At 32.6% G+C, this 24176-nt stretch carries 25 protein-coding genes and 1 riboswitch; of the genes, 7 read left to right on the plus strand and 18 right to left on the minus strand.

What is annotated here, in order from left to right; translation table 11 throughout:
• Nucleotides 1-38: 38 nt before the first annotated feature.
• Both IC221_RS16220 and IC221_RS16225 read right to left on the minus strand, forming a co-directional pair.
• Nucleotides 39-659, minus strand: coding sequence for a hypothetical protein (locus tag IC221_RS16220; RefSeq protein ID WP_188169977.1), 621 nt, complete (start codon nucleotides 657-659; stop codon nucleotides 39-41).
• A 21-nt stretch (nucleotides 660-680) separates the two neighbouring features.
• Nucleotides 681-1313 (minus strand): hypothetical protein, encoded by a 633-nt coding sequence (locus IC221_RS16225; protein ID WP_188169978.1) that lies wholly within the window; start codon nucleotides 1311-1313, stop codon nucleotides 681-683.
• 241 nt (nucleotides 1314-1554) lie between these two features.
• A riboswitch (cobalamin riboswitch) is annotated at nucleotides 1555-1730 on the plus strand.
• 107 nt (nucleotides 1731-1837) lie between these two features.
• Here IC221_RS16225 and nrdD point away from each other — a divergent pair.
• Complete coding sequence (nrdD, locus tag IC221_RS16230) at nucleotides 1838-3676, plus strand: anaerobic ribonucleoside-triphosphate reductase (protein WP_188169979.1); 1839 nt, start codon at nucleotides 1838-1840, stop codon at nucleotides 3674-3676.
• Nucleotides 3677-3730: 54 nt separating this feature from the next.
• Here the strand turns inward: nrdD and IC221_RS16235 are convergent, their stop codons facing one another.
• The 9 genes from IC221_RS16235 to IC221_RS16275 all read right to left on the minus strand — a co-directional run bounded on the left by IC221_RS16235 (nucleotide 3731) and on the right by IC221_RS16275 (nucleotide 11265).
• Entirely contained in the window at nucleotides 3731-4264 is a 534-nt protein-coding gene (locus IC221_RS16235) for a hypothetical protein (protein WP_188169980.1), read from the minus strand.
• A 255-nt stretch (nucleotides 4265-4519) separates the two neighbouring features.
• Nucleotides 4520-4948, minus strand: coding sequence for a hypothetical protein (locus IC221_RS16240; RefSeq protein WP_188169981.1), 429 nt, complete (start codon nucleotides 4946-4948; stop codon nucleotides 4520-4522).
• A 33-nt stretch (nucleotides 4949-4981) separates the two neighbouring features.
• Complete coding sequence (locus IC221_RS16245; RefSeq protein WP_188169982.1) at nucleotides 4982-6073, minus strand: adenylate/guanylate cyclase domain-containing protein; 1092 nt, start codon at nucleotides 6071-6073, stop codon at nucleotides 4982-4984.
• Nucleotides 6074-6169: 96 nt separating this feature from the next.
• Nucleotides 6170-7051 (minus strand): hypothetical protein, encoded by an 882-nt coding sequence (locus IC221_RS16250; protein WP_188169983.1) that lies wholly within the window; start codon nucleotides 7049-7051, stop codon nucleotides 6170-6172.
• A gap of 10 nt (nucleotides 7052-7061) precedes the next feature.
• Nucleotides 7062-8141, minus strand: coding sequence for a bestrophin family protein (locus tag IC221_RS16255; RefSeq protein ID WP_188169984.1), 1080 nt, complete (start codon nucleotides 8139-8141; stop codon nucleotides 7062-7064).
• 112 nt (nucleotides 8142-8253) lie between these two features.
• Nucleotides 8254-9081: a class D beta-lactamase gene (blaOXA, locus tag IC221_RS16260; RefSeq protein ID WP_188169985.1), complete on the minus strand. Its 828-nt coding sequence runs from the start codon at nucleotides 9079-9081 to the stop codon at nucleotides 8254-8256.
• A gap of 133 nt (nucleotides 9082-9214) precedes the next feature.
• On the minus strand, nucleotides 9215-9556 hold the full coding sequence (locus IC221_RS16265) for an AraC family ligand binding domain-containing protein (RefSeq protein ID WP_188169986.1): 342 nt from the start codon (nucleotides 9554-9556) through the stop codon (nucleotides 9215-9217).
• A 179-nt stretch (nucleotides 9557-9735) separates the two neighbouring features.
• Complete coding sequence (locus tag IC221_RS16270) at nucleotides 9736-10521, minus strand: DUF2071 domain-containing protein (RefSeq protein ID WP_188169987.1); 786 nt, start codon at nucleotides 10519-10521, stop codon at nucleotides 9736-9738.
• Between the two features lie 12 nt (nucleotides 10522-10533).
• Nucleotides 10534-11265, minus strand: coding sequence for an RDD family protein (locus IC221_RS16275; RefSeq protein ID WP_188169988.1), 732 nt, complete (start codon nucleotides 11263-11265; stop codon nucleotides 10534-10536).
• Between the two features lie 50 nt (nucleotides 11266-11315).
• Between IC221_RS16275 and IC221_RS16280 the strand changes: the two genes are divergently transcribed.
• The 6 genes from IC221_RS16280 to IC221_RS16305 all read left to right on the plus strand — a co-directional run bounded on the left by IC221_RS16280 (nucleotide 11316) and on the right by IC221_RS16305 (nucleotide 17523).
• Nucleotides 11316-12287 (plus strand): stage II sporulation protein M, encoded by a 972-nt coding sequence (locus IC221_RS16280; protein WP_188169989.1) that lies wholly within the window; start codon nucleotides 11316-11318, stop codon nucleotides 12285-12287.
• Between the two features lie 108 nt (nucleotides 12288-12395).
• Nucleotides 12396-13235 carry a glycerophosphoryl diester phosphodiesterase membrane domain-containing protein gene (locus tag IC221_RS16285; protein WP_188169990.1) on the plus strand — a complete coding sequence of 280 codons (840 nt, stop codon included), beginning with the start codon at nucleotides 12396-12398 and terminating at the stop codon, nucleotides 13233-13235.
• Between the two features lie 79 nt (nucleotides 13236-13314).
• Nucleotides 13315-14004 carry a hypothetical protein gene (locus tag IC221_RS16290; RefSeq protein ID WP_188169991.1) on the plus strand — a complete coding sequence of 230 codons (690 nt, stop codon included), beginning with the start codon at nucleotides 13315-13317 and terminating at the stop codon, nucleotides 14002-14004.
• Nucleotides 13988-15193, plus strand: coding sequence for a DUF4350 domain-containing protein (locus IC221_RS16295; RefSeq protein ID WP_188169992.1), 1206 nt, complete (start codon nucleotides 13988-13990; stop codon nucleotides 15191-15193). The genes IC221_RS16290 and IC221_RS16295 overlap by 17 nt, the downstream gene beginning before the upstream one ends.
• Nucleotides 15194-15195: 2 nt before the next feature.
• Nucleotides 15196-16182, plus strand: coding sequence for a MoxR family ATPase (locus tag IC221_RS16300; protein WP_188169993.1), 987 nt, complete (start codon nucleotides 15196-15198; stop codon nucleotides 16180-16182).
• Between the two features lie 6 nt (nucleotides 16183-16188).
• Complete coding sequence (locus IC221_RS16305) at nucleotides 16189-17523, plus strand: DUF58 domain-containing protein (RefSeq protein ID WP_188169994.1); 1335 nt, start codon at nucleotides 16189-16191, stop codon at nucleotides 17521-17523.
• 60 nt (nucleotides 17524-17583) lie between these two features.
• Here IC221_RS16305 and IC221_RS16310 read toward each other — a convergent pair whose 3' ends face one another.
• From IC221_RS16310 to IC221_RS16340, 7 genes are all read right to left on the minus strand, one after another.
• Nucleotides 17584-18603 carry an SMP-30/gluconolactonase/LRE family protein gene (locus IC221_RS16310; protein ID WP_188169995.1) on the minus strand — a complete coding sequence of 340 codons (1020 nt, stop codon included), beginning with the start codon at nucleotides 18601-18603 and terminating at the stop codon, nucleotides 17584-17586.
• Nucleotides 18604-18697: 94 nt separating this feature from the next.
• Nucleotides 18698-19591 carry an alpha/beta fold hydrolase gene (locus tag IC221_RS16315; protein WP_188169996.1) on the minus strand — a complete coding sequence of 298 codons (894 nt, stop codon included), beginning with the start codon at nucleotides 19589-19591 and terminating at the stop codon, nucleotides 18698-18700.
• Nucleotides 19592-19850: 259 nt separating this feature from the next.
• Nucleotides 19851-20294: a hypothetical protein gene (locus tag IC221_RS16320; RefSeq protein ID WP_188169997.1), complete on the minus strand. Its 444-nt coding sequence runs from the start codon at nucleotides 20292-20294 to the stop codon at nucleotides 19851-19853.
• Nucleotides 20266-21441 (minus strand): hypothetical protein, encoded by a 1176-nt coding sequence (locus IC221_RS16325; RefSeq protein ID WP_188169998.1) that lies wholly within the window; start codon nucleotides 21439-21441, stop codon nucleotides 20266-20268. Before IC221_RS16325 ends, IC221_RS16320 begins: the two co-directional genes overlap by 29 nt.
• Before the next feature lie 214 nt (nucleotides 21442-21655).
• Nucleotides 21656-22126, minus strand: coding sequence for a DUF4231 domain-containing protein (locus IC221_RS16330; protein ID WP_188169999.1), 471 nt, complete (start codon nucleotides 22124-22126; stop codon nucleotides 21656-21658).
• 140 nt (nucleotides 22127-22266) lie between these two features.
• Complete coding sequence (locus IC221_RS16335) at nucleotides 22267-22968, minus strand: cytochrome c3 family protein (RefSeq protein ID WP_188170000.1); 702 nt, start codon at nucleotides 22966-22968, stop codon at nucleotides 22267-22269.
• 147 nt (nucleotides 22969-23115) lie between these two features.
• Nucleotides 23116-24174: a ferredoxin--NADP reductase gene (locus tag IC221_RS16340; RefSeq protein ID WP_188170001.1), complete on the minus strand. Its 1059-nt coding sequence runs from the start codon at nucleotides 24172-24174 to the stop codon at nucleotides 23116-23118.
• Nucleotides 24175-24176: the final 2 nt, after the last annotated feature.

A 24176-nucleotide genomic window follows, 5' to 3' on the forward strand; every position in this document is an offset into this window, starting at 1 on the left:
TTCTTTTACTTTTCATAATACTGCAATTTACTTAATTATTAATTTTGATTGCAGTCCATTTTGATGGGGTAACTATACTTTACCCATCCTCTTTCTTTTATTTCAAACTCTTCAGGGGTCTCCAATAAAACCCAATCGTTTAAAACCTTAACTACAAAATAGATATTTTCTTTACTTACTCTAACATCTGCAGAAGTGGTATTTGGCGATTGCTTTAGTGATACATTTGGTTTTGGTGTAATGATACAACCTTGAATGTGCTTTTGTATACTTTCTGTATAAACTCCATTTTGATGAGGGATCATATAAATATCATCACCTACACTCACCAAATAACCATCCTTTATTTCTTTAGCTCGCTTAAAATAGAAAATATTATACTCAAGAAATTGAACTACATCTTTCTCATTAAAATACCTACAATAATTCCTATTGTAACTACATGTATCTTTATAAAAAATAATCTTTTCATTTGTCATCTTTACAGCAGGAGATGATAGATTACGCTGATGATATATTTTTAAAGTATCATTATTTCCTTTAAAATATTGAGCATTTATAATTAAAAATAGCTTCTGTTTTTCATTTCTTGATATCTCTTGTTGGTTTACAAAAAATAATTGTATCAATAAAAAAATACTAAGTAGCACTAATTTCATTTCTTCCCTTATAAATTTCTCTTATCTCTTTTTCGACCCATCCTTATTCTGAACATCTATATTAAAGATTGCTCTCACTGATAAATTAAAAAGATAGGATTCATCATTGTAATCAATTACTGTACCCGGAATAATATCTGAAATAAATGCCAACTGAAATAAGCCAAAATTGATCCCTAATTCTGGAGATAAACCTATGGCTTCATACCTTTTTAGTGGAACTTCTATACTTGGCCCCATGTCATCATCAGAACGCAAAGCACTCTTTGTCCTATAATATCCTATGCCCAAGCCTACATGAGGACGAATTTTACTCTTTCCTATATAATATTTTGCTTTAAGAGTGTAATCAACAACATTTGATAGTACGATCGCATCAAAAGGTAAAAAAACCAAATAATCTTCTTCTTGTTTTCGAGTTAAAAATTGCATGCTTATACTTCCATTTCGTTCAAAACCGAATGACCAATGTGAAGTGTGATTATAGTAAAAATTGATATTCAAACTGACTCCTACTCCGCCAATACTGATATCATCAATATTTCCAGTATATACTTCTAAACCCGTACCGATACCAAAAGTGAATTTTTCATCTTGAGCAAGTAGAAAATTATTGATGCATAAAAAAATGATGATAAATAATAGTTGCTTCATACTAATTGAAATTCTGTCCGCTTTTAAATTAAAACTCAAATATATTTAGTCGTGGATACAACGGAAAAGCAATTTATACGGCATTCGTCACCTTATAGTCATTTGACTACTTCAAATCTACTTCACAATTTTTAATGTGGGTTTTACAAAATCTTGTCACGCTCAAAAGTTCATTTTCAAGCGCTTATAATTTGCAATATTTTTTCAGTGATTGTCATCAATACTTTTAAAGGAAAGAACGCACAAATTTGTTGTGCATGGTGCCTAAGTGGAATAATAGGGAATTCAGTTAAAAGCTGAAACTGTACTCGCAGCTGTAAATCTTTCTAATGAAAATCTGATAGCCATTGCTACAAAGCGAGAAGGTAGATTTTTCAGAGATAAGTCAGAAGACCTACCAAGCAGTAGTTATGAAGAGACTTCGAGTTAAAGTGTCTACATCAACGATAGGATCGTTATGTGCCTATTGTTTTGCACTTCCAATCAACGCGCCTTGTGTTTTGTTCATTTTATACTCAAAAGACATGGTAAACTTTCAAGATAGTAAACTATTAAAATTCGCCAATGAGGCCATCAACCTCACCAATGTAGAAAATGAGAACGCCAACATGCCAGAGGGTGTTTTTACCGCTAAGCTGACAAGGATGTCAGGAGAGATTTCTAAAGAATATGCTAAATCATATCTCCTTCCAGAAAAACATTTAAAGATGCACGAAGAAGGTTGGATTTATATTCATGACTTCAGTTCGTATGCAGTGGGAATGCAAAACTGTATGTTTATTGATATTGGTGATATTTTAAGTAGACCTATCTTCACGACCAATGGTACCATGCGTCCTCCACAAAGTATTCGTTCGGCTTTACAAGTGACAGCAGTTGTTTTACAGTGTCAAAGTAATGCACAATTTGGCGGTATTGCCATCAATGCTTTTGATTTTCATATGGCTACTTTTATCAGAAAGAGTTATGAGAAACATATCAAAGTTGCGAATCGCTACTCCATTCCTAACGAAGAAAAGTATGCTTGGGAACAAACTACTGAAGAAACAAAACAAGCTTGTGAAGCATTTCTTCATAATCTAAATCATTTAGAAAGTAGAGCTGGTAATCAATTGCCATTCGTTTCTATCAATTACGGTTGTGACACATCAAAAGAAGGTCGTTTATTTATTGAGTGTCTTCTTGAAGCAACGATGGAAGGTATTGGTGAACAAAAAACAACGCCTATCTTCCCAATACAAATTTGGCAATACCGTAAAGAGGGAGGTAAGATTATCAATGAAGACCTTTTCCGTAGAGCCAATGAATGTTCTATTCAAAGAGTTTACCCAAACTATGTCAACACACATCAAGAGGTATACGATATCATGGATAAAAAGGGAAATATTGTTCCTGATCTCATCCCTGCCACCATGGGTTGTAGGACACGCTTAGGTAAAAACCTACATGGTAGTAATGGAAAATCAGGGAGAGGTAATCTTTCTCCAGTTACCATGAATTTACCAAAGTATGCTATGGAGACTTCATCGTGGGAAGAATTTTCTAAAATGGTTATGGAAATGGCCTATATGGGGATTGACATGATGGAATGTCGTCTACGTTGGCAAAGAAAACAATTAATGGGTTCGGCTCCTTTTATGTATAAAAATAAGATATGGAAGCATGAACAAGAATACAATGAAAAGGCTAAGATTGGTGAAGTTCTGTATTCGGGCACCCTTGCTTTAGGGTTTATTGGTCTTGCTGAAGCACTATTAATTCTAGAGGGAAAACATCATGGTGAAAGTGAAACATCTCAGGCAAAAGCTCTAAAATTAATCAGTGATTTACATCAATTTTGTGATGTGGAAAGTGAAAGAAGAAGATTGAATATCTCTCTTTATGCCACTCCTGCAGAAAGCCTTTGCCATACTTTTGCTAAGAAACTACAGGAACAATATGGCAGAGTAAAAGGAATTTTCGACAAAGAATTCATCACAAACTCTTATCACGTTCCGGTTTGGCATGAAATCAATTATGTCGATAAAATTGCCATTGAGGCTCCGTATCATCAACATTGTACAGGAGGTTCTATTACTTATGTAGAATTGCGGTCTGAGATTTCAAAAACGCCTCACCTTTATAAAAACCTTGTGGAGGGAGCTATGGAAGAAGGAGTTTATTATTTCGCAACGAACATTCAAAAAGATAGGTGTTTGAGTTGTAATCACGAGGGTTTATTTGATGATTTGAAATGTAAAAAATGTGGCTCAAAAGATATTATTACGCTTCGTAGGGTAACAGGATATATCACTGGTGCTTACCATAAAGTATTTAACAATGGTAAGAAAGATGAAGTAAGGAATAGAGTCAAACACTATTAATACTAAAATGTCACATCTAGTTTAAAAGTAGGTGTGACATTTTTTCTTTTCATATTAAATGATATCCATTATTCCAGCATCTTGAAATAGCTTCTCTCCTAGTTTCAATTTTGATATTCCCTTCGTGATACTATAATCAAATTGAATTTTATTTCCGTTTAATTTCGTGGATGGATGAAAAAATCCTATCTCTTCTCTGTCTTTAAATATTTCAATATCTAAATGAGTAGAAATAATGAAAAATGAAGGAGAATTCAATTTTAAGTTAGAAAACAAATAAGAGATCAATCGAAGTGCTTCTTCTGGATTTGTAGTATTGAACAATTCATCAAAGCAACCAAAAACTGAACCTGAAGACTTACTTGAAAGGATAAATTCTTTTATCGAGATGACTTCGTTCATAAAATGACTAGTCCCATTTTTGTAATTATCCTTGGTATTAAAATTCACATTGAAGGATTCAAAAAAAGGAATTTCCGCTTTTGAAGATGGAATTGGAACACCAATATTCCCTAAGTAACAACATAATGTAATGGTTTTTAAGAAAGTCGATTTACCTCCCATATTAGGACCATTAAGTATATTCAAACTATTATCAAATGTAATGTCATATTTGACAACATTATTGATTAACGGAAAATAAGCTTTTTCTAAATGGATACAACCCTCGTAAATTACAGGTAAACAAAACCCTTTTTTTAGAGAACACCTTGTGATAGAGATAAAACATTCTACCTGAAAAAGAATATCCCAGAAACGCTTAAAATTTATAATTTGAAGGGTTTCAATGTACTTCATTAATTCCTGCTGAGTAAGTACAGAATTAGAATAGACATTTAGTGACTAAAGGGCTTCTAATAGCAGAGATAATAAAACTCTCAATTCAGCTACTTTCGCTATATCCAATAAACCTTGAATTAAAAGCTCTAGCTCTTTAAAGAAAATTGCACTTGCCGTTAATCTTGAAATTTTACTATGTTCGACTTCTTTTTTAGAAAAGAAAATATAATTCTTTGAGGTCACAAATGAAGATTTATTAATCTCTTCACTTACTATTAGAGCTTCTCCATAATAGAGTTTATTGTATTTATAGCTATGAATTACCTCCTGATGATCAAGAAGATTTTGGATGATGGATTGACGTAGTAAAAGCTCTTCTTTTGAACATTTATGAAGTATGAAGTCATGAATGTAAGGCGTAACTTTATGATTTTGTTCATCGTCATAAAGCGGAATAATATCTTCTTTTAGTCGAAGCTGATCTATGTTCATTAAGAGATAGTTTGTTAGAAAATGAGTTTAGTTTTATGCAATTTGTTTTACTGAGAAGAGATTTACTTTTTCATTTCTACCTCTCAATTCGACAGTACCAATATCAGTTGTTGTAAAATAGTTTTCTACTTTAAGGAATTCCAACAACCGCTCAGAAATGAGAAGATCAGTCTTATAAGAATTACATAAACTTTGTATTCTTGCGGTTGTATTTAATACATCGCCTGAGAAAATAATATCCTTTTTAGTCACACCTATTTCTCCAGTGGTTACCTTTCCTAAATGTATTCCTGCTTTAAAAGTAGGTGCTACGCCAAATCTTTCTTGATACTTTTCCGCTTGTTCTTCCAAGGACTTTTTCATGTCATAAAAACAGTTCAGACAATTGTTTTTCTCTAAACCATTTTCCATTGTCCAAGTCACTACTACTTCATCACCTACATATTGATAAATATGTCCACTGTAATTCAAGATGGAGTTAGATAGATCAGCATAATACTCTCTCAACATATCAAAGTATTTGGTATGTCCTAATCGTTCCGCAATCGCTGTAGAGTCTTTCATATCCAAAAACATAAAAACACGATGTTCTTCAGTTGGGCTATGGTACTTACCTAGAAAGAAATTGATCAATACTTCTTGTCCAATGTTATCACTAACTTCTGTATAAAACAAACATATTACGATCCCTAGAGCCATATAGACTTCCATAGAAATAAAAGCAAAGCTCATCAAGAAATTCATCGCATAACCTATCACCTTTGGATTAAATGGACTTTCTTCCATTTCAATAGCATGTCCCAAATCTGTCATTATAAAAACAAGTACAGCAATGATCAAAATATAGATCAATGTTTTTATGATTAACTTCTTTGAAAAACTCTTGTAATGAAATAGTTTGTTAAGACAAAACACTTCCAATAGTCCCATTAAAGTTCCTCCTGTTAAAGTTAAAAATGCAGAGGAAACAGGGTTAAAATTATAAGGATTGCCTGTTGTTGGATATGTCGCTGTATCTCCTAGAATACCATGTTCAAGGAATGTGTAAATTAAGCCAAATAACAGTGAAATTACTGTAAACGGAATAACCTGCACCAATTGTCGTCTTTTTTTAATTGAGATCATATAAAGTTATGCAAACGTAGTCGTGATAATGTAGTTAAACTCAAGACAAATGTACCCAATGGAATTTAATTCCAAGCTTTATTTACAATTGTTAAACTAATTGTAGTTTTCACCAAAGCAATCTACATCATATACAGACTCTCGATGTTCTCCATTTCTTGAAATGTGATCAAAAACGATCATTTCATTTTGATTAAAGACGATGTGATCACTCGCTTTTCGGTTCCCCATCCATGATATGAAGTAGATCCCAGGACCAACTTTTGTTACATACGTCAAAAAGTTTTGAGTTTCTTCTCCTTGATATGTCACTTGAGTAACTTCGTTTTTAATTTCAATAGTGATCGAAGTATTGTCAATTGTATATTTTATTTTTTTACCCGTTAATTCTTTTTGAGCCAATTTGTTTTCCTGAATCAATGGACGTTCTGTTTCTCCCAAAAAAGGAAGATCATATTTCATGATATTCTTAAAAATAGACCAAATTGTTGAAAGCTGTCCCATTGGTTCACCATCAGGAAATGCACAATCTTTAGATGGACCACATGTTATTTCCCCATATATCAATTCAAAATCTTCTGGCATATCTGATTCGGGTTGATGGAGGTGTGCATATACTTTTTTAGTATTAAAATTTACACATACGTTATCTCCTCCTCCAGATTCGAAAACCCAAGACATAAAATAAACTCCTTCTGAAACTTTAGAGATTTGAGGTTCTACTAGAGCAACAATACCATCGAAATAACCACCATAACCTTTCCACTTAATTTTATTATCGTATACGGCTAACCGAAAACTGCCAAAATCAACATAATCATAATTGATGACTTTGCCTTCAAAGTCTCTGTAGCCCGTTCCCGAATAATTATGTTCTGAAACATTATTCAAAATCTCTTCTTTTGTCCATGTCTCCTCTGAGGGGGAACAACTTTGCAAAAGAAATAATAGTAGTATAGATGGTGTTATAAATTTCATATTTCAAGACTTACATCTGCGTATCATTAATTTGTGGAAGTGGTGCCGGAAGTGATGCTTTATCTTCACCAATCATTTGTCTAATATCAATTTCTATCCCTCTTGACATTGTTGAAATTGGGACATCATTACCAATACCTTCGAAAGGGTTTTCTGAAACATCTCCGACTCTTTCCATGGTGAAAAATATCCATGAGATCACTACACTTGTTGGAATTGATAACCATACAAAGTTATCAGCAATAAATAGGAACCTTGGATCTAGCACATTCTGACTTAATAACACGTGACCAATTTTATCAAACTCACTCATTAAACCAAATGGAAGAAAAATCACAAAAATCCATACAAAATATAAATTCAGAGTTGCAAACTGACGAGGATAGGGAAAGTTCTTAATTCGTTCCGCTTTACCTTGCAATGCAAATAATTCCGCAATCATATTTTTAAATTCCATATGCCTAAAATCTTCTATCAATCCGCTAAGTTGTAATTCACGGAAATGTTTAGATTGTAAAGTCAGACATGCATTTTGTTTATTTCCAAAATCAAGAATGTATTCTTTTTCTTCCTTCGTAACGTATCCTTCTAACTCGTCTTCTAAAGTATTTTCATATTCCACAATTTGCATGGCATTCATATACTCCTTATCTGATTTATTGATAGCGGAAGTTTCCCATGATTTTTTTGTTCGTAAAGCATATCGAAGACAAGTCATCCAAGCTACATGTCGATGAATAATTTCTTTCTTAATTTCGAAAAACTCCTCTTCCGTTCTTTCTCTTTTTGCATGCTCATTTGTAATAAAATCATTGACCATGGTTGCTAATAATCGAGAGGCATTTACTATACCACCATAGATTTTTCTTGCTTCCCATAAGCGTCCGTAAGAAGCGTTATTTTTAAAACCAATCACAAAGGCTAATGCTGTACCGACCAAGCCAATAGGCAACCAAGGTAATTTCAGCCACTTGAAGCCTAAAACCTCATACATAAAGACCGGTAAAATCGCTAAAATGATAAATTGATAGATATACCTTCTGGTCCATTTTACCATAATGGAAACTGAGTAGATCCGTTTAGTGTACATAGTAGTTTTTGAGAAATGTAATTAATAAAAATTTGAGTTGATCTAATATACAATTTTCTTGGAAATAGTTTTGTTCTAATTTTTAGTTTAATGATTGAAGAGAGAGAAGTCTTTACAGGTAATTTAAAGTATTTAATACTTTCATTGTCACTGCTTTTCTTGCTTTTGGAAAGTTTTTCATATCAAAGCTTTCTGTAGGTTCAATGTTGGTTGCAAAGAAAATAGTATTGTCAGAAAGTTCAAGAAAACCTACAAACCACCCATTGTTATCATCTCCATTACTGGCCCAGCCTGTTTTACCACTTAGCTTATATTGATCTTTGGTTTCTATCAACATCATTTTCTTAATGATAGCTTCAGTTCTCTTTTGGATCGGAAGTTTTGATCCATACAATCGCTTTAGGAAATCAATCTCAGAAAAAGGACTTATACTTGACGCTCCCACCAGCCAGAAAGTATCAATGGAAGCAGAATCAAATACCATCCCATCATACTTCAATTTCTTCAAGTAAGATTTCATTTGATCCACACCAATTTTTCTTGCTACTTCCTGATAACAAGGAACACATGAATATTGAAATGCTTTTTTGAAAATTAAATCCTGATTCCAAATTTTAAAATTTCGTTCAATGCCATCCCATTTCATCAAAGTACTGTCATTTTTAACCACTCCAGTTTCTAATGCAATAATGGAGTTGGGAATTTTGAAAGTTGAAGCAGGCAGAAACCCTTTTTTAGACCACTCAAAATTGTTAGAATAGTAGGTGTCTTTTTCTTGATCATAGATTAGTATTGCACCATCTAGTTGGGCGGAGTCGAGAATTAGCTGAAGATCACTTCTTTTCTCGAAAACAGTTTCCTTCACTTGATCTTGTTTCGTTTTGGTTTTGCAGGAGATGGAAACCATCAAAATGAAAACCATAGTAATGAGTTTGTTCATTATTAATTTAGCTTTAGTAAGATTAAAAAACACATCACAAACTTAACAAAAAAAGGGATGAATCAAGAACCTAAAAGACTCTATCATCAACCCAGCAAAAGCTTAAATATCGAATTTATTGAAATTAAATCTACTATTTTTTCGCTACTCCTTCTACCCTTTCAGAAGAGTCATATTTTGTTAATGTCAGTCTGATAACACTGTCTTCTGTAGCTTTTAAATCGTGAGGAACATTGCTTTCTAATGCAAGTATATCTCCTTTCTTCAATTGTAAGTTTCTCTGTTCTACGCCAAAGTCAACATTTCCGTCAACCATTTCTACAACAATTGGAAAAGATGTTTTGTGTTCTTTCATCACTGTTCCCTGAGCCATAGCGATTCTAATTTCTTTCGTGAAATTAGTTTCAAAAAGGACAGTAATTAAAGGTTTAGATTCATTGAACTCTAAATTGTCAAATAGAGAAGATGTTTTCATGGTTTCTGATAAAATTAATGATAAGTTTTCACATCTAAATTCAACTATGGTTGATGTTTCTTGATTGAATGAAGCAGCACATAGAGAGAATTAGAATATTATTTAGATTGATTCAAAATAACAAAATATAGACAACACTTATCATGACACTTATCACTGCATCACCAAGATGTATATCATCATTTATAATTTTTAGGAGGTAATAGTACTTCAAATTCAATTGAAGGGGTAATTAAGACTGAATGCGGTTGTTGCATTTCTTCTTTGGAAAGAAAACCAAGTTTTTCGAAAAATTCAAAATATGTATTTTGAGAACTCCCTTGTTTTAGAAGCATTTCAGGGTGCCAAATTTCATAGGTACCAATTTGATTTCCTACTTTATCATAATAGCCTTTTACGGGATGAGTAAGGATGAATAATTGTTGTTTTAAAGTTTCAAACCCCTCTAAGAGTTGCATATTATCTTTACTCCCAACAATATCTACAAGCCCTCTGCCAGTTGCTGAATGAAAAGAAACAGAATAGTTTTTATAAACCTCATTCTCAAATTTAAAATCACAGGTATATTTTGCTTGATCCCACGGCATTCCCCAAAGGTGTTTGGGAATCAAATGAGTGATAGAACCTAAGTTTGTCCCAAAAAACCATGCACAATGCTCATTGGTTTCCTTATTGATAATATAGGTTCTAAAGTTAGTTTGATAAAATGAAAATTTAGGTTGGGGTATAAAATTATGAAATTGAAAATCTTTGTCTTTAAACGTTACTGCACTTATTAATGCATAAGTTTTCCCTTTGTTTTCATAAGTCCACAATTCAAATGGTTCTGGAATGAAAGGAGCAATTTTATATAATTCAACCTTATAAGAAATAATTGAAAAGTGCTCTAAAAAAGTATGAACATTGAGCTTACCCTTTAAAGGTTTATTTCTGATTCTATCATTCAAAAGGTTCTCAAAGTTCATACTTGTATCAATTTAAAAATTTAGATCTTTTTGTGATTGCAAAGTCAGAAAGTAATAGTCATTTAAAAGTTGTTCTATAAAATCAATATCTTCTAATGAACTCTCTACCGACAATTGCTCTTTCAGTTTATTAGCAATGGTATGAACTACCTCTTCATGTTCTTCAGATCCTTTAAATTTCAATGTCTTTTTGATTACATTTAGTTGTTGATCGTTGATGGCATCAGCATGAAGGAACATAGGAGCATAATCTTCAGCAAATTCAGGTATTGAGAAATTAAAAGCTTCTACTTTCCTTCTCTCAGAAATAACCATTGTCCCTGCCAATATATCTCCTAGACGTTGTCCTTTACCTCTTATGAGTATTGTAAAAACAGCAACAGCACCTTGCATCAAAAGGATATCTACAAAACGGAAAATCCAACGAATAAAAAATTGTGATAGTTTTACGGACTCTCCATCCATAGATACAACTCGGATTTTCATTGCTCTTTTACCTAGAGATTGACCCTCGAAAAATATTTCACAAAGTAAGTTGTAAACTAATATGACGAAGGACATGATGGCAACCCAGATTGTAATGACAATGAATAAATCCAACTCTTTAAAGATTAAAATTGGAAATAGTAAAATACTGGATAACAACAGTATATCAATTAAGAATGCCGCTATCCTTGTAGTTATAAGTGCCTTTTGGAATTGAAGGTTTACGTTTTGGCTGTTTTGGAAAGAAATTGATGACATTTTTCTCAGATAAAAAATTGTGATATATTGTGTTAACAAAGCAATTTTTTATGAAAGAACCTATATTTATTCTGAAAAATCAGGAAAAATGGCAAACTATTGAGAGAGAAATCACCAAAACAACTGTTTCTCCTGACCAACTCGCCTCGTATTATAAATCATTAAGTGATGATTTATCTTATGCCCAAACTTTTTATCCTGAAAGCGATGTGACATTTTACCTGAATTCACTTTCAGTAAAGTATCACAAAAAAATCTATTCTACGAAGAAAGAGAAAACATCAAGGATTAAAGATTTTTGGTTGTATGAAGTCCCCTTTGAAATGGCCAATAATAGAAAGCAACTTTTCTATGCTTTTCTAGTATTTGCAGTGAGTACCCTTATAGGCGTTTTTTCAGCGTATCATGATGGGGAATTCGTAAGGCTTATTCTTGGCGATGGCTATGTAAATATGACTTTAGAGAATATTGCAAAAGGAAAACCCATGGATGTGTATGCTTCGGGAAGTCATTTAAAAATGTTTTACTTGATTACTATAAATAATGTAAAAGTATCATTTTTTGCTTTTGCCTTAGGCATATTCTCTAGTTTTGGTACAGGTGTCCTTTTGTTTCGAAATGGAATAATGCTCGGTTCTTTTCAATATTTCTTTTATGAAAAAGGTGTTTTAGGGGAATCTCTATTAAGTATCTGGACACACGGAACATTGGAAATTACAGCTATTGTATTCGCAGGTGGAGCTGGTTTCATTTTGGGTAATTCCTTTTTCTTTCCAAAACACAAAAAGAGGATTGATAGTTTGAAAGACGGAACAAAGAGTGGATTAAAAATTATTATTGGTTTAGTACCGATTTTTTTCCTGGCGGGTTTTCTAGAAGGTTTTGTGACTCGACAAGTCGATTGGCCATTGGCTGTTCGTTTATTTTTTATCTTAAGTTCTTTCAGCTTTATACTTTTTTATTATTTTTACTACGCAAACAGAGTTTATAAAGCAAAACTATTAAAGACTGCTAAAAAATAAGTTGCTCTTTCAATTTAATCACATTGGAAGGTGACATTTTTATTATGTATTCTATAAGAAACTGTTTATATATTTTTTTACATATCATTACTAAATCTTATCGTGCTTATGCAAACGTTTCAATTTAACCAAGTAAGAAGTCTTGGAGAAAAAATCGAGTTTACTTTTTCTTTTTGGGCCAAAAACTTTAAAACAATCCTGATTTCAGTTTTAACGCTAGCTACTCCGTTTTTCTTAATTGGAGGAGGTTTTTCAGCCTATGCCACTACAAGTATTTTGAAAGCAGGCAATGCTGGCCCTACTGCTGCATTAGCAGTATATTCTGATCCTTATTTTTACATTGGATTCATTTTCTCAATGTTTGGCTATGTATTACTTAGTGCTATGGCTACAAGTATGGTGAAAGTATACTTGGATAAAGAGCTAGAGTTTACAGTATCAAATATCCGTTCAAAAACACTAAGCATTACTCCAAAAATAATTGGTACAACCTTTATAGTAGGCTTCTTTGTTTCATTAGCCACTTTAATGTTTATTATTCCAGGTATTTATCTTGCTATTGCTTATGCGGTTGTTGTTCCAGTATTAATTTTTGAGGAAACTACAATGGATGGTGCACTTGATAAAAGTAGAAAACTTGTAAAAGGAAATTGGTGGTCCACTTTAGGTTTCTTACTTATTTTTGGATTTATTTCTAGTCTTGTAAACTATGTATTCGGGTTTGTTGGCGGTATTGTAACGGGTGTTGAAGCAGCTTCAATTACTGCTTCAGGAAGTGAAGTAGCTGATTCTTATACAACATTAATGATCATTGTTTCAGGATTCTCAAGTTTAGTTAGCCCAATTTTCACTATTCTCATGCAAATTGGTACCGTAGTTTTATATTTCTCTTTAAAAGAGCAAAAAGAAGCAACGAGTTTATTAAAAGAAGCTGAATCAATGGCTTAATTGATATTGCTCTCTTGTTCTTCAAATAACAAGAGAGCTTATTTTTCACTTCGATTTTTTTGTACGAAGATTTTTTGCAATGCGAAAACTTATTGTCCTCATTTCATTTCTTTTTTTATCATTTTTATCCTTTGCTCAAGAGCGAGAATTTTCCAAAGAAACGCTAAAACGTTTAAAAGAAGATCCCGAATATACCTACATACTCCCCCAATATGATATATCAATATGGGATATGATTAGTAATTGGCTGTCTGATTTTTTTCATAAAATCTTTGGTAAAGACTTTGAGATTGGTGGTGCATCTATAAGATATTTAGCATGGATTATTATTATTGTCTCAGTCATGTGGGCCGTTTATTTAATACTAAAAACAAACCGCATCATTATCTTCTCAAAAGATCAAAGAATTAAACATAAAAGATCTAGTTCTATTTACACTCCCAACGACAGTATTATTCCTCTTTCGAATCAATTAGAGGAAGCTATTAAGGCAAACAATTACCATGAAACCGTGAGGTTATATTATCTACTTGCTATTGATAAACTAGACCAAAAAGGATTTATCAATCTTAGAGGTGTTGAGCACCACAATGATATTCTTTTCCAATTAAAGGAAGATCTCATTAAAAAACCTTTCCACTCCATCGGAGTCTATTTTCAATACTGTTGTTATGGAGAATTTGAAGCAAATGAGACGATAACACATCAATTAGAAACAATGTATTACGATTTTGAAAAAGCAGTAGATCAGCATGAAAAAACAAAATAAACAATATATCATCTTGGTATTTGCTGTTATTCTCTACTTTTTTTTAGCGTTTACTTCAGATGAGAAAACAAATTGGAGACCTCATTATCGATCAGACTCTAAAGATCCTTACGGTACAAAGGCATTGACAGAATTGTTGAAAGACTCCGTAATGAAAGTAAACATCAAACCTTCGAGGATGACAGCCTATGAAATATACGACTCACTTAACATTGATATCATTTCAAACCATCTAATGATCATCAATAACCGTTTGGAATTGGATAAAGAAAGCGTCAAATCGATTTACACGGGAGCGTTAAAGGGAGGTACTGTTTTTTTGGCTGCTGAGAACTTTAGTCGTAACCTAAAAGATACTTTGGACTTTGAAATGAATTATGGTTATGCAAGTATACAGATTGAAGATATACCCAATCTTAAAGAAAATGAGTTTGAATTCGATACATTAAGTGTATTCATCAATGATAAAGAAGGTCAATTTTCGGCATTCGAACTAAATAATTCTTTTGATATTTATGATTCTACAAGTATTGAAGTTTTAGCTTACAATGAAGATGGGAATGCCATTTTTATGAAACAGAAAATTGGTTTAGGAGCTATATATTTACTGAGTACACCAAAAATCCTCACCAATGTCGCTCTTTTAAATGATGATAATAATAAATTAATCAATGAGATCATCAAGGAACTTCCGAAAGGAAACTATATAAGAACTGAATATTACGCGCTAGGAAGAAAAGGACATGCATCAACTCTTAGAGTAATTTTAGCGAGAAATGGATTACGAGAAGCTGTTCAATTATTTCTCATTCTCATTTTCATCTATCTTATTTTTGAAATCAAAAGAGAACAAAGAGCTATTCCCGAACTTACTCCCCCATCTAATGATAGTTTGAAATTTGTGAATACACTTGGACAACTTTATTTAGGACAGAAAGACAACAAAAATATTTTGATCAAGAGGAAAAGATATTTATTGAATCACATTAAAAACAAATACAATATCAACCTCAATAAGGAAGAAATCAATGAAGAATTAGAACTCCTTTCCTTCCGTTCAGGAATTAAGGAAGAAAATATAAAGAAACTATTCATCACTCTTGACCGGGAAATCAAACACTCAATAACGGATGGTGGTTTCATCAAAGTAAATGAATTAATAGATGACTTTTATTCAAAAGAAATATAAATATGGAAGATAATATAATAGATAACTTCGAAAATAGAATTGATACATCTGCATTAATTGAAGATTTAAATAAACTGAGAGAAGGAATCAACAAGGTTATTAAAGGACAACAGAAAACGATTGACCTTTTATTGACTGCAATTTTAGCTGATGGACATGTATTATTAGAAGGTGTACCAGGTGTGGCCAAAACATTAACGGCTAAAACGTTGGCAGTGATGATCGATGGACAATATTCTAGAATCCAATTCACTCCGGATTTAATGCCTTCTGATGTTATTGGAACCAATATTTATAATGCTTCGACCAACACCTTCGAATTTAGAAAAGGACCTGTTTTTGGAAATATCATCTTAACAGATGAAATCAACAGAGCCCCTGCCAAGACACAAGCTTCCCTTTTTGAAGTAATGGAAGAACGTCAAATTACATATGATGGAAGCCGATACCCTATGGAAGAACCCTTCTTAGTGATTGGCACACAAAACCCTGTTGAACAAGAAGGTACCTATCCTTTACCTGAAGCTCAATTGGATCGTTTTCTTTTCAAAATTGACTTAGATTATCCAGAAGAACAAGATGAATTGGAAGTATTACTAATGCACCATCAGCATCAAAGCCCTTCTGAACTTATTGACAAAGAGTTTAAACTTTCCCCAGAGAAGCTAAAAGAATTTAGGGACTTAGCTAAAAAGGTAATCGTAAAAGATGATTTATTAGCCTATATCTTGAAACTGATTCGTAAGACAAGAATGAGTGGAGAACTCTATTTGGGAGCCTCTCCTCGTGCAGGTGTTGCCTTATTGAATGCCTCAAAAGCATGGGCTTGTTTACAAGGTAGAGATTTCGTTACTCCAGACGATATTGCTTATGTGATCAAACCAGTTTTAAGACACCGTTTAATTATGACAGCAGAAAAAGAAATGGAAGGTGAGAGTATGGATCGCATCATTGATAAAATTGTCCATACAGTAGAAGTTCCTAGATAATTGCTTATGCGTTTTTATAAACAAATTTTCTTTGCTGACCGATTTTATCAAATTGGTAGTGGAGTTATTTTCTTATTTATCATCTCCTACTTTTTTCCAGTTCTATTTGGATTCATAGGGATTCTCTCTCTGTTATTTGGGTTGTTATTACTATTGGATATTGTGCTTCTTTTTTCCATCAAAAAGGAATTATATGCTGATAGACAAACACCTGAGAGACTGTCTAATGGAGAAAAAAATGAAATTTCACTGTATACTGTCAATAAAGGTATTCAAACTTTAGACCTTGAGTTAATTGATGAGGCTCCAATAGCATTTCAATTAAGGGATTTGAAGTTTAAATTTCAATTAAAACCTTCAGAAGAGGAAAATATCACGTATAAAATCACTCCCAAAGAAAGAGGTGAATACCACTTTGGTGACTTGATAATTTTTGTCAAATCTAAACTTGGTTTAGTCAGAAGAAAACTAAAACAAAATTGCACGGTCCAATCTGTAAAAGTTTATCCCTCTTTCAATAAATTGAAGCAGTACGAACTAATGGCTTTCAATACTGGACATATGGATGGTGGTATAAAAAAGGTGCGAAGAGTTGGTCAACAAAAAGAATTCGACCAAATCAAAGAATATGTAGCAGGAGATGATTTCAGAACTATCAATTGGATGGCCACTGCTCGTTCTCAACAATTGATGGTGAATCATTATCAAGATGAAAAAGCACAACAGGTTTATGCTGTTTTAGATATGAGTAGAAATATGAAACTACCTTTCGACGGTATGACTTTATTAGATTATTCCATCAATGCAAGTTTAATCTTACTTCATATTGCTCAAGTAAAACAGGACTTGATTGGTGTTTCAGCTTTTGATTATAATACAAGCAATTTCTTGAAAGCAAGTAGGAATTCAGGTCAAATGAAAAATGTTTTAGAACAACTTTATAACCTTAATCCTAGTTTCAAAGAAACTGACTTTGCGAAAGTCACTACATTATTACGCCGACAAATAAAACAAAGAAGTCTTCTACTTTTCTTTACGAACATTACTCACAAAGAAAGTCTAAAAAGAAAGCTTCCTTATCTGAAAAGGTTAACACAAAAACATCTTCTTGTAGTTGTACTTTTTGAAGACACTGAGATAAAAGAAGCTTTAAAGAAACAGGCTCAAAGTATGGATGATATTTATAGGAAAGCCTTACAAGAGGAAAATATTTTAGAAAGAAGGTTTATAGCAAAAGAATTACAGCAAAATGGTATTCATACAATATTAACTACACCAGATAAATTGAATGTAGATACTATTAACAAATACCTTGAGTTAAAAGCAAGAGGTTTAATATAATGAAAAGCATACAAATCTCAATAAAGAGAAATGTATGCTAATTAATTAACTGGTGGTGATTTAATCCAAATCAAAAATTGCTATTCTATCTGCTTTTGTAGTACTCACCCAAAGTCTATTTCCAACCTCAATGGCTCCTGTACCTCCACCCATAGTGGCATAAATTGCACTTGGAACTACGATTGAAGTTTCCATAGTTTCAGCATCAATTCTTGTAATGTTAAACGGTGTTGGAATATTACCACCTGTTTTTATCGCTTCACCCATGCTTGTTGCAAAAACCATTGGATCTGCTGTATGAACACCTGCCAACATTGATTTACCGTCAGCTGACCATCTAATATTATCAGGTATACCATCTACTTTAGCAAAATCAACTACAGGCTTTTCATTACTTCTATCGATTCTGTAGATACCAAAATTAGTAGAAGCGGCGACATAAATTCTATTTCCATCAGGTGAAACTAATACGCCGTTAGGTGTAGAAATCTTTTCAGCACCTTCAAGATTAGACCAACCTTTTCCAGAATACCATAATCTAGTGCTTCCTACTGGACCTCCTTTTAACTGCATTTGAATCGCTTCTTCAGGATCTTGAAGAGGACTTTGAGTTGATGTCACTACTAAACCGCCATCAGGAATATAGGCTACTGCATCTGGCCAAAAATCTTCTTGTGCTACAATGGCACCAATCCATGTAAAAGTAGGTGTATCACCTGAGTAATCTATTTCAAATGCTTCAACCGATTCACGTCCACCGTGATTACAAGCATATAATGTAATTTTATTGTTTTCTTGTTTACCAAAACTAATTCCGTGAGGAGAGAATGTTTCCCAATCAGGAGCATTTGTTTCAGGATAAATATCAGAATCAGGACGAATTGCAATCTTGTAAGAATCTACTTTATCACCCGTTTCCGTTTCTGAATCAAAAAGGTGTAGATAATTTTTAGTAATCACTTGATCTTCGGCTCCTGGCCCATAGGCTGTAATTCCTCCACCTACAATCCATTTTGTTCCAGGAATTAAAATCATATCCTCTACATTGTAAACTCCGATGATGTATTTTGCATTATTCATTTTCTTATTTTTTTAGGAAGGTTTGGACATAGTGATCCCATTAAGGTTTATACCCAAACCTTTTCGTTGATATTTTATTAAAAGTGTATTGTGATTAGATTCCTGTTGAAATGGCAATTTGTTTTGCTACGAAGTCAGGATCTTCGAAATTTGGAAAGTGACCTGCACCCTTCCATTGTACAAAGTCAGCATGCTCTATGCGTTGAGCTAATTCTCTACCGATTTGGATGTTGGCAACTGGATCATCTTCCGCCCAAATGATACGCATTGGTTTAGTGTTTTCCATAGCACCAACCCAACGTTTGGCATGAACGTATCTTTCTCTCATATAAACAGATTGTGCTGCAAGGCGTAAATGTCCATCACGGTAACCCATTAACTCACCAATCATATTCAATTTCTCTTGTGGAACAGGCTTTCTGATAATCCCTCTGATAATTTCAGGCATTTTCTTGTCGATTCCTTCCAAAGCTTTAATTCCTTCAAATAATCTTGTGTTATTTTGGAAAACATCCTGCTCAGGTGGCTCATTGGATACCCATTGTAAAATACTACCGTTTAAAAATGTATTTGATAAAATCTTAAAAGGTAATGTTCCGTCTATTGCTCTTGCAAGCAACTCTGTATGAATACTAGTACTTATATCGTGACTTACCACATGTACTTCTTTCAGTCCTAACTTTTGTATTAAGCCTAAAGCAATGTCAGCTTGTTGGAATAATGAGTAACTAAATGCCTCTGGTTTTTCACTTAATCCATATCCTACTAAGTCAAATGAAATAAGTCTACTTCTATCTTTTAATTGGTCTGCTGCTCCTTTCCAATCATGACTTGAAGATGGGTGACCATGTAATAGTAGAATTGGCGTTCCCTCTCCTACATCAAATGTAAAAATAGTTTTACCTTCAATTTGCATAAATTTCCCACTTTCTAACCATTCTTGAGTCATTGGAGAAAAGTTTTTAATTTCTTTTGAGCTTGGTTTCATAATACTTATCTGTTTTAAATTTTGATATTTATTTATGTAAATCAAAGGACTTATTATTCTTTATTGTTATTCCCGATTGATTACATTACAAATATCATAGATGAAGGAAAAAAGTATTTACACAAAATCGTAAATAATTTACACGTTTTAATTTAAACATTAATAAAATAGACATAAACAGCTAAAATAAACTTATAATCATACATTATACATTGTTTAATACCATACATATAAGAAAAATTGATTCTATTTAATAGAATCAATTCCTATATTTCACTAATGCTTTTACAACTCCAGTTCTTAAGGTATAATCATAAGATGAAATGGGAAGTTCAATCTCTCCTATTATTTCAGTTAGTTTTCTATAAATTTCATCAAGGTCTTTATAATGTTCTAATACAATCTTTACATTGATATTTAATTCCTTACTCCATTCCAGAATATCTTCTGTATCAGAATATAATTCTAGAGCGTATAAAACAAGAAACCAATTGATCAATTGATTATTGTCAGAGAAATCACCGTACTCATCATCTATCAATAGTTTAAAGTCAAAGTCATCCACCTTTACATCTACATAATATAAGTCTTTTCTGAATTTCTCTTTATTCTTTATGATAGAGATAGAATGGTGCTTAAAAGTTTCCTTCAACTTTTCTATTTCTGTATATTCTTTACTGCCCTTCATTTGAATTAATGACATCAAGGCCTTTTCTATCTTTCTCCATCATTAATGGATTGGATTGAAAACTTAGCACCCATTTTTTATTGATAAATTGTAAATTAATAAGAGGAAAGTTATCATCCACTTCTTCTATTTCTCCAGAATGTTCATTGATATAATAGCTTTGCTTCAAACTAATAGAAATAAGGTCTTCTTCAACATTCATGTTGGTAATTTTATACACATATTCCCCATGATCTTCAACATAAAAAACGGGGTAATCAGAGTAAATCAAATCTCTTAGCTTAAAATTATTTTTGTAAGGGATAAAATAGCAATCATATTCAAGGAGGCCTAAATCATTTACATAATGATCCTTCTTAATTTTATTTACAGGTCTAAAAATATTATCTACCACTCCTTTGTCTCTTGTTAAAACCTTAATATCACTTAGTAGCAACTCCATCTTATTAGCATTCAATTCATTTGAAAGAGCACTATAATATTTCTGATATAAAAATTGGTAAATATCAAGAGCTGAGTCTTCATTCATCACTACACCATTATCTGCATTAAACTTTTGAGTTCGAGCAGCACCTTGCTCTATTACACCTGACGGATTTATTATCAAAATGTCATGCTGAATTTTTTGAAAAGGTATTACTCCATCACCATCTTCCGGTTCTGTCATTCCAAAGATTTCATATGATGCTTTAATTTCATTACTTTCTTCTAAATAACTAAAATCATAAACTTTGATTGACGAATAAGCAGATTTTCCATAAGTGGTTAATACAGATTGATTAGATGTATTTATTTCATCTAAGATAAAGATTTCATCTTCCCCTCCAAGAAAAGAGTAATATTTGACTTCTCCTTGATCTTCAATAATGGCTAGTACGCCATTTTTATCTAAAAACTCAGTAGGAAATTCTATAAGTTTTAAGATTTTGTCAGGTGAACCGCCAAAAGCATCATACCATACCCCATTGATATTTTCTTCCCAAGTATACCTTGGGTTAAATTCAATTTTCTTTAATGGAAACATCTTTGTTTCTCCTGTATGAATTGTGTTTTTCTCTTTTTTGATAAATGAGTTTTGGTCTACTTCTTTTTTATTGGTGTGTTGTTGAGAATTACATCCAAGTATTATTGATGTAATTAGGAATAGCAATGTAAATTTCATTAATGGTCTTATTTAGGTATTAGTATTAAGTTACTAACTAAAGAACTAAACGCCAAAATGAATAGGTAGTAAAAAGAATAATTAATATAATAAAGTTGAAGTTTTAGAAGAATTAAAAAGAGTAAGTATCAAGCATTAGTTAACACCCACTTCTTACGTACCATGACATAAGTTATAAGACTTTTATCATGGTACTTACTATAAATGTTACAGTTTATTCTTTCGATGCAGTCGCATCTACATTTTCCATTCTTAATGATTTCCAATTTGAATTACCATTATGCATCACTTCCTGAAATTCATTAAATATAGTATCAAGAGCCTTGTCATTATTCCGTTCCTGCTCATCCATCATTTTCATTTTCAACTGAATGGCACGTAATTGATTTCTTGATTCACCATAGTTGATCCAAAGTTGTTTATGATTATAAAAACCATCCCAAGCTGCTAAAACAGTTGTTACTCCACTCAATAGAAGGGTAAGTATTTTTGTGTGTAGTTGATATTTCAATGGAACATCATTTGACACTGCCACTAGAATGGTTATTAATGCGGATGCGATGGCAATTCCAAGATAAATTCTAAATGATTTTAGTTTATTTTCTTGACTACGGTAAGAAGCTCTATCTGCAATTGCAGAAATTTCATCAAATAAAACATCGTATTTTGCTTTTGTAGTACTCATTGTTTAGTTCAAATATGAAAAAATTGAAGTTTAAACCTTAAATACCAGTACAAAAAAGTATTTCTTTTGTACTGGTACCTATTATTGATCAATTTACATAATCGAACTTTAAATAACACTCCTATTGTGAAATTTGAAGGTTAATTCTTTTTATTCAATTCCTCTTCCGTTGTAGCATAATATTTTTTCTCTTCTGCATAAGGTGAATTACCTCCAGCAAAATAAGCCTTGATCTCTTGTACAGGAATGGTATCCTTCAGGGATTCAGCAGCATGAAAAATATGGTTTCCATGAAAATCATGACATTGTAGACATGTATTCCATCTTTTTTGACCAATCAATTCTTTATGAGATACTTCTAGAGGATCATTTTTCATCTCAGTATCTTCATGGCAAGATTGACAATAACCAATATTGGTTTGAGTAATACGAACTCCATTGTGTTCTTGATGACACGATTCACATTCAGTTACACCAATGTCTTTTCGAGCCTGAGCAAAACGAGGCTCTTCAAAACGATGCAATGGATGCCTATCGTTTGCTCTATCATGACAATCCAAACATTTTTGATTATCAACATTTTGAGTCCCAAAATCTGCTTCAGTTCTTCTAAGACCTACAGTATGCATAAAATTTGCCTGTGCTTGCTGGAATACATTACCTTTAGCAGGTGTATGACAAGTTTCGCACTGAAGGTTTTCATGTCCTGTATTAAGAGGTCCTTTAGAAAGGAAATCATCATTTTGTGGAAGAGAAAGTGTTACATAGGTAATAGCAGAGATAAATATACCTGTACACATCCCTATAAATTGTCTCTTTCTTTTTCTACTTATTTTAAACATTTGTTGATGCTTTAAAGTTTTTTGGGAGAGAATCAAATGCTACTAGGTTAACTTTTGCTAACTCCCATAACGCATTGTGAAAACCATTCATGTAGCATTGATTCAAAGATCTTTCTTTTGTTGTCTGTAAAGTGATAATCGAAGAGATTATGCATACTCAATCACCACATTGTTAGTGACCGGATTACAGATACAAGGTAGTATGTACCCTTCCTCTACTTCTTTTGGAGTGAGTACATGGCCTTTTCGCATAAATACTTCACCAGATGTGACTTTTGCTTTACAACTTCCGCAAATCCCATCCATACATACGTAAGGCAATTTAATTTTCTCATCCAATGCTGCCTCTAAGATATTATTCTTGGCAGGAACAGTAAATTGGTAAGATTTCTCTTTGTGTTTGATTTTAATTTCTCTGTTTTCCAGAAATGCACCTTGCTGTTGGATTTCCTGAGCAGAAGGTGGTGGAGCAGAAAAACGTTCAATATGAATATATTTTTCAGGTACTAGACTTAATTTCAATCCTTCTTCCGCTTCATTCATCATTCCAGATGGACCGCAAATAAAATATTCTGTTTCTTCAACGGGCCACTTAGGGACTTTTTCTAAATAAATTGGAACTTGACTTCTCTCTACTCTTCCCTTGTAGCAATCGCTAAAATCACCAGGTTTCTCAAGGATATGAATTAAGTTTAAGCGCTCTGGAAATTCGTTTTTTATATTCGCTAAGAGTTCATTAAAAATAATTGATTCAATATCTCTGTTTCCATAAAATAGAGAAACGATACTCTTAGGTTCTTTATATAAAGTTGATTTTAGAATAGAAAATAAAGGTGTAATACCACTACCAGCTCCAAAAAGAACAATATGTCTCTTTTTATTAGGATCAGGCTGCATTGTGAATTCACCCATTGGGTAAAGTACTTTTATTTTATCTCCTTTCTTTACAGAATCGAAAAGGAAATTAGATACTTTACCATCTTTAATTCTCTTTACAGTAACACTAATGGTTTGATCTACTTTGGGGGCACTGTTTAGAGAATAACAACGTCTAAGCACTTTATCATCAACATTGACCAATAGTGTCAGAAATTGTCCTGGAGTATATTTTATTTTTTTGAAAAAAGGCTGTTTGAAATGTATACTGATCGCATCATTCGTTTCCTTGATGACATCTGTAACTTTTAGCGTTTTAATTTTTTCCATGG

The sequence above is a fragment of the Flammeovirga sp. EKP202 genome (assembly GCF_014534745.1).
In the GTDB taxonomy this organism is placed as follows: domain Bacteria; phylum Bacteroidota; class Bacteroidia; order Cytophagales; family Flammeovirgaceae; genus Flammeovirga.

Coding starts and splice junctions, on each gene's coding strand:
- IC221_RS16270 (WP_188169987.1), bottom strand. CDS start 10,521: ATGAACTTTGAGAACCTTTTGAATGATAGAATCAGAAATAAACCTTTA.
- IC221_RS16275 (WP_188169988.1), bottom strand. CDS start 11,265: ATGTCATCAATTTCTTTCCAAAACAGCCAAAACGTAAACCTTCAATTC.
- IC221_RS16320 (WP_188169997.1), bottom strand. CDS start 20,294: ATGTCATTAATTCAAATGAAGGGCAGTAAAGAATATACAGAAATAGAA.
- IC221_RS16255 (WP_188169984.1), bottom strand. CDS start 8,141: ATGTACACTAAACGGATCTACTCAGTTTCCATTATGGTAAAATGGACC.
- IC221_RS16310 (WP_188169995.1), bottom strand. CDS start 18,603: ATGAATAATGCAAAATACATCATCGGAGTTTACAATGTAGAGGATATG.
- IC221_RS16305 (WP_188169994.1), top strand. CDS start 16,189: ATGCGTTTTTATAAACAAATTTTCTTTGCTGACCGATTTTATCAAATT.
- IC221_RS16240 (WP_188169981.1), bottom strand. CDS start 4,948: ATGAACATAGATCAGCTTCGACTAAAAGAAGATATTATTCCGCTTTAT.
- IC221_RS16245 (WP_188169982.1), bottom strand. CDS start 6,073: ATGATCTCAATTAAAAAAAGACGACAATTGGTGCAGGTTATTCCGTTT.
- IC221_RS16250 (WP_188169983.1), bottom strand. CDS start 7,051: ATGAAATTTATAACACCATCTATACTACTATTATTTCTTTTGCAAAGT.
- IC221_RS16285 (WP_188169990.1), top strand. CDS start 12,396: ATGCAAACGTTTCAATTTAACCAAGTAAGAAGTCTTGGAGAAAAAATC.
- nrdD (WP_188169979.1), top strand. CDS start 1,838: ATGGTAAACTTTCAAGATAGTAAACTATTAAAATTCGCCAATGAGGCC.
- IC221_RS16300 (WP_188169993.1), top strand. CDS start 15,196: ATGGAAGATAATATAATAGATAACTTCGAAAATAGAATTGATACATCT.
- IC221_RS16340 (WP_188170001.1), bottom strand. CDS start 24,174: ATGGAAAAAATTAAAACGCTAAAAGTTACAGATGTCATCAAGGAAACG.
- IC221_RS16325 (WP_188169998.1), bottom strand. CDS start 21,441: ATGAAATTTACATTGCTATTCCTAATTACATCAATAATACTTGGATGT.
- IC221_RS16330 (WP_188169999.1), bottom strand. CDS start 22,126: ATGAGTACTACAAAAGCAAAATACGATGTTTTATTTGATGAAATTTCT.
- IC221_RS16280 (WP_188169989.1), top strand. CDS start 11,316: ATGAAAGAACCTATATTTATTCTGAAAAATCAGGAAAAATGGCAAACT.
- blaOXA (WP_188169985.1), bottom strand. CDS start 9,081: ATGAACAAACTCATTACTATGGTTTTCATTTTGATGGTTTCCATCTCC.
- IC221_RS16335 (WP_188170000.1), bottom strand. CDS start 22,968: ATGTTTAAAATAAGTAGAAAAAGAAAGAGACAATTTATAGGGATGTGT.
- IC221_RS16295 (WP_188169992.1), top strand. CDS start 13,988: ATGAAAAAACAAAATAAACAATATATCATCTTGGTATTTGCTGTTATT.
- IC221_RS16290 (WP_188169991.1), top strand. CDS start 13,315: ATGCGAAAACTTATTGTCCTCATTTCATTTCTTTTTTTATCATTTTTA.
- IC221_RS16265 (WP_188169986.1), bottom strand. CDS start 9,556: ATGAAAACATCTTCTCTATTTGACAATTTAGAGTTCAATGAATCTAAA.
- IC221_RS16315 (WP_188169996.1), bottom strand. CDS start 19,591: ATGAAACCAAGCTCAAAAGAAATTAAAAACTTTTCTCCAATGACTCAA.
- IC221_RS16225 (WP_188169978.1), bottom strand. CDS start 1,313: ATGAAGCAACTATTATTTATCATCATTTTTTTATGCATCAATAATTTT.
- IC221_RS16220 (WP_188169977.1), bottom strand. CDS start 659: ATGAAATTAGTGCTACTTAGTATTTTTTTATTGATACAATTATTTTTT.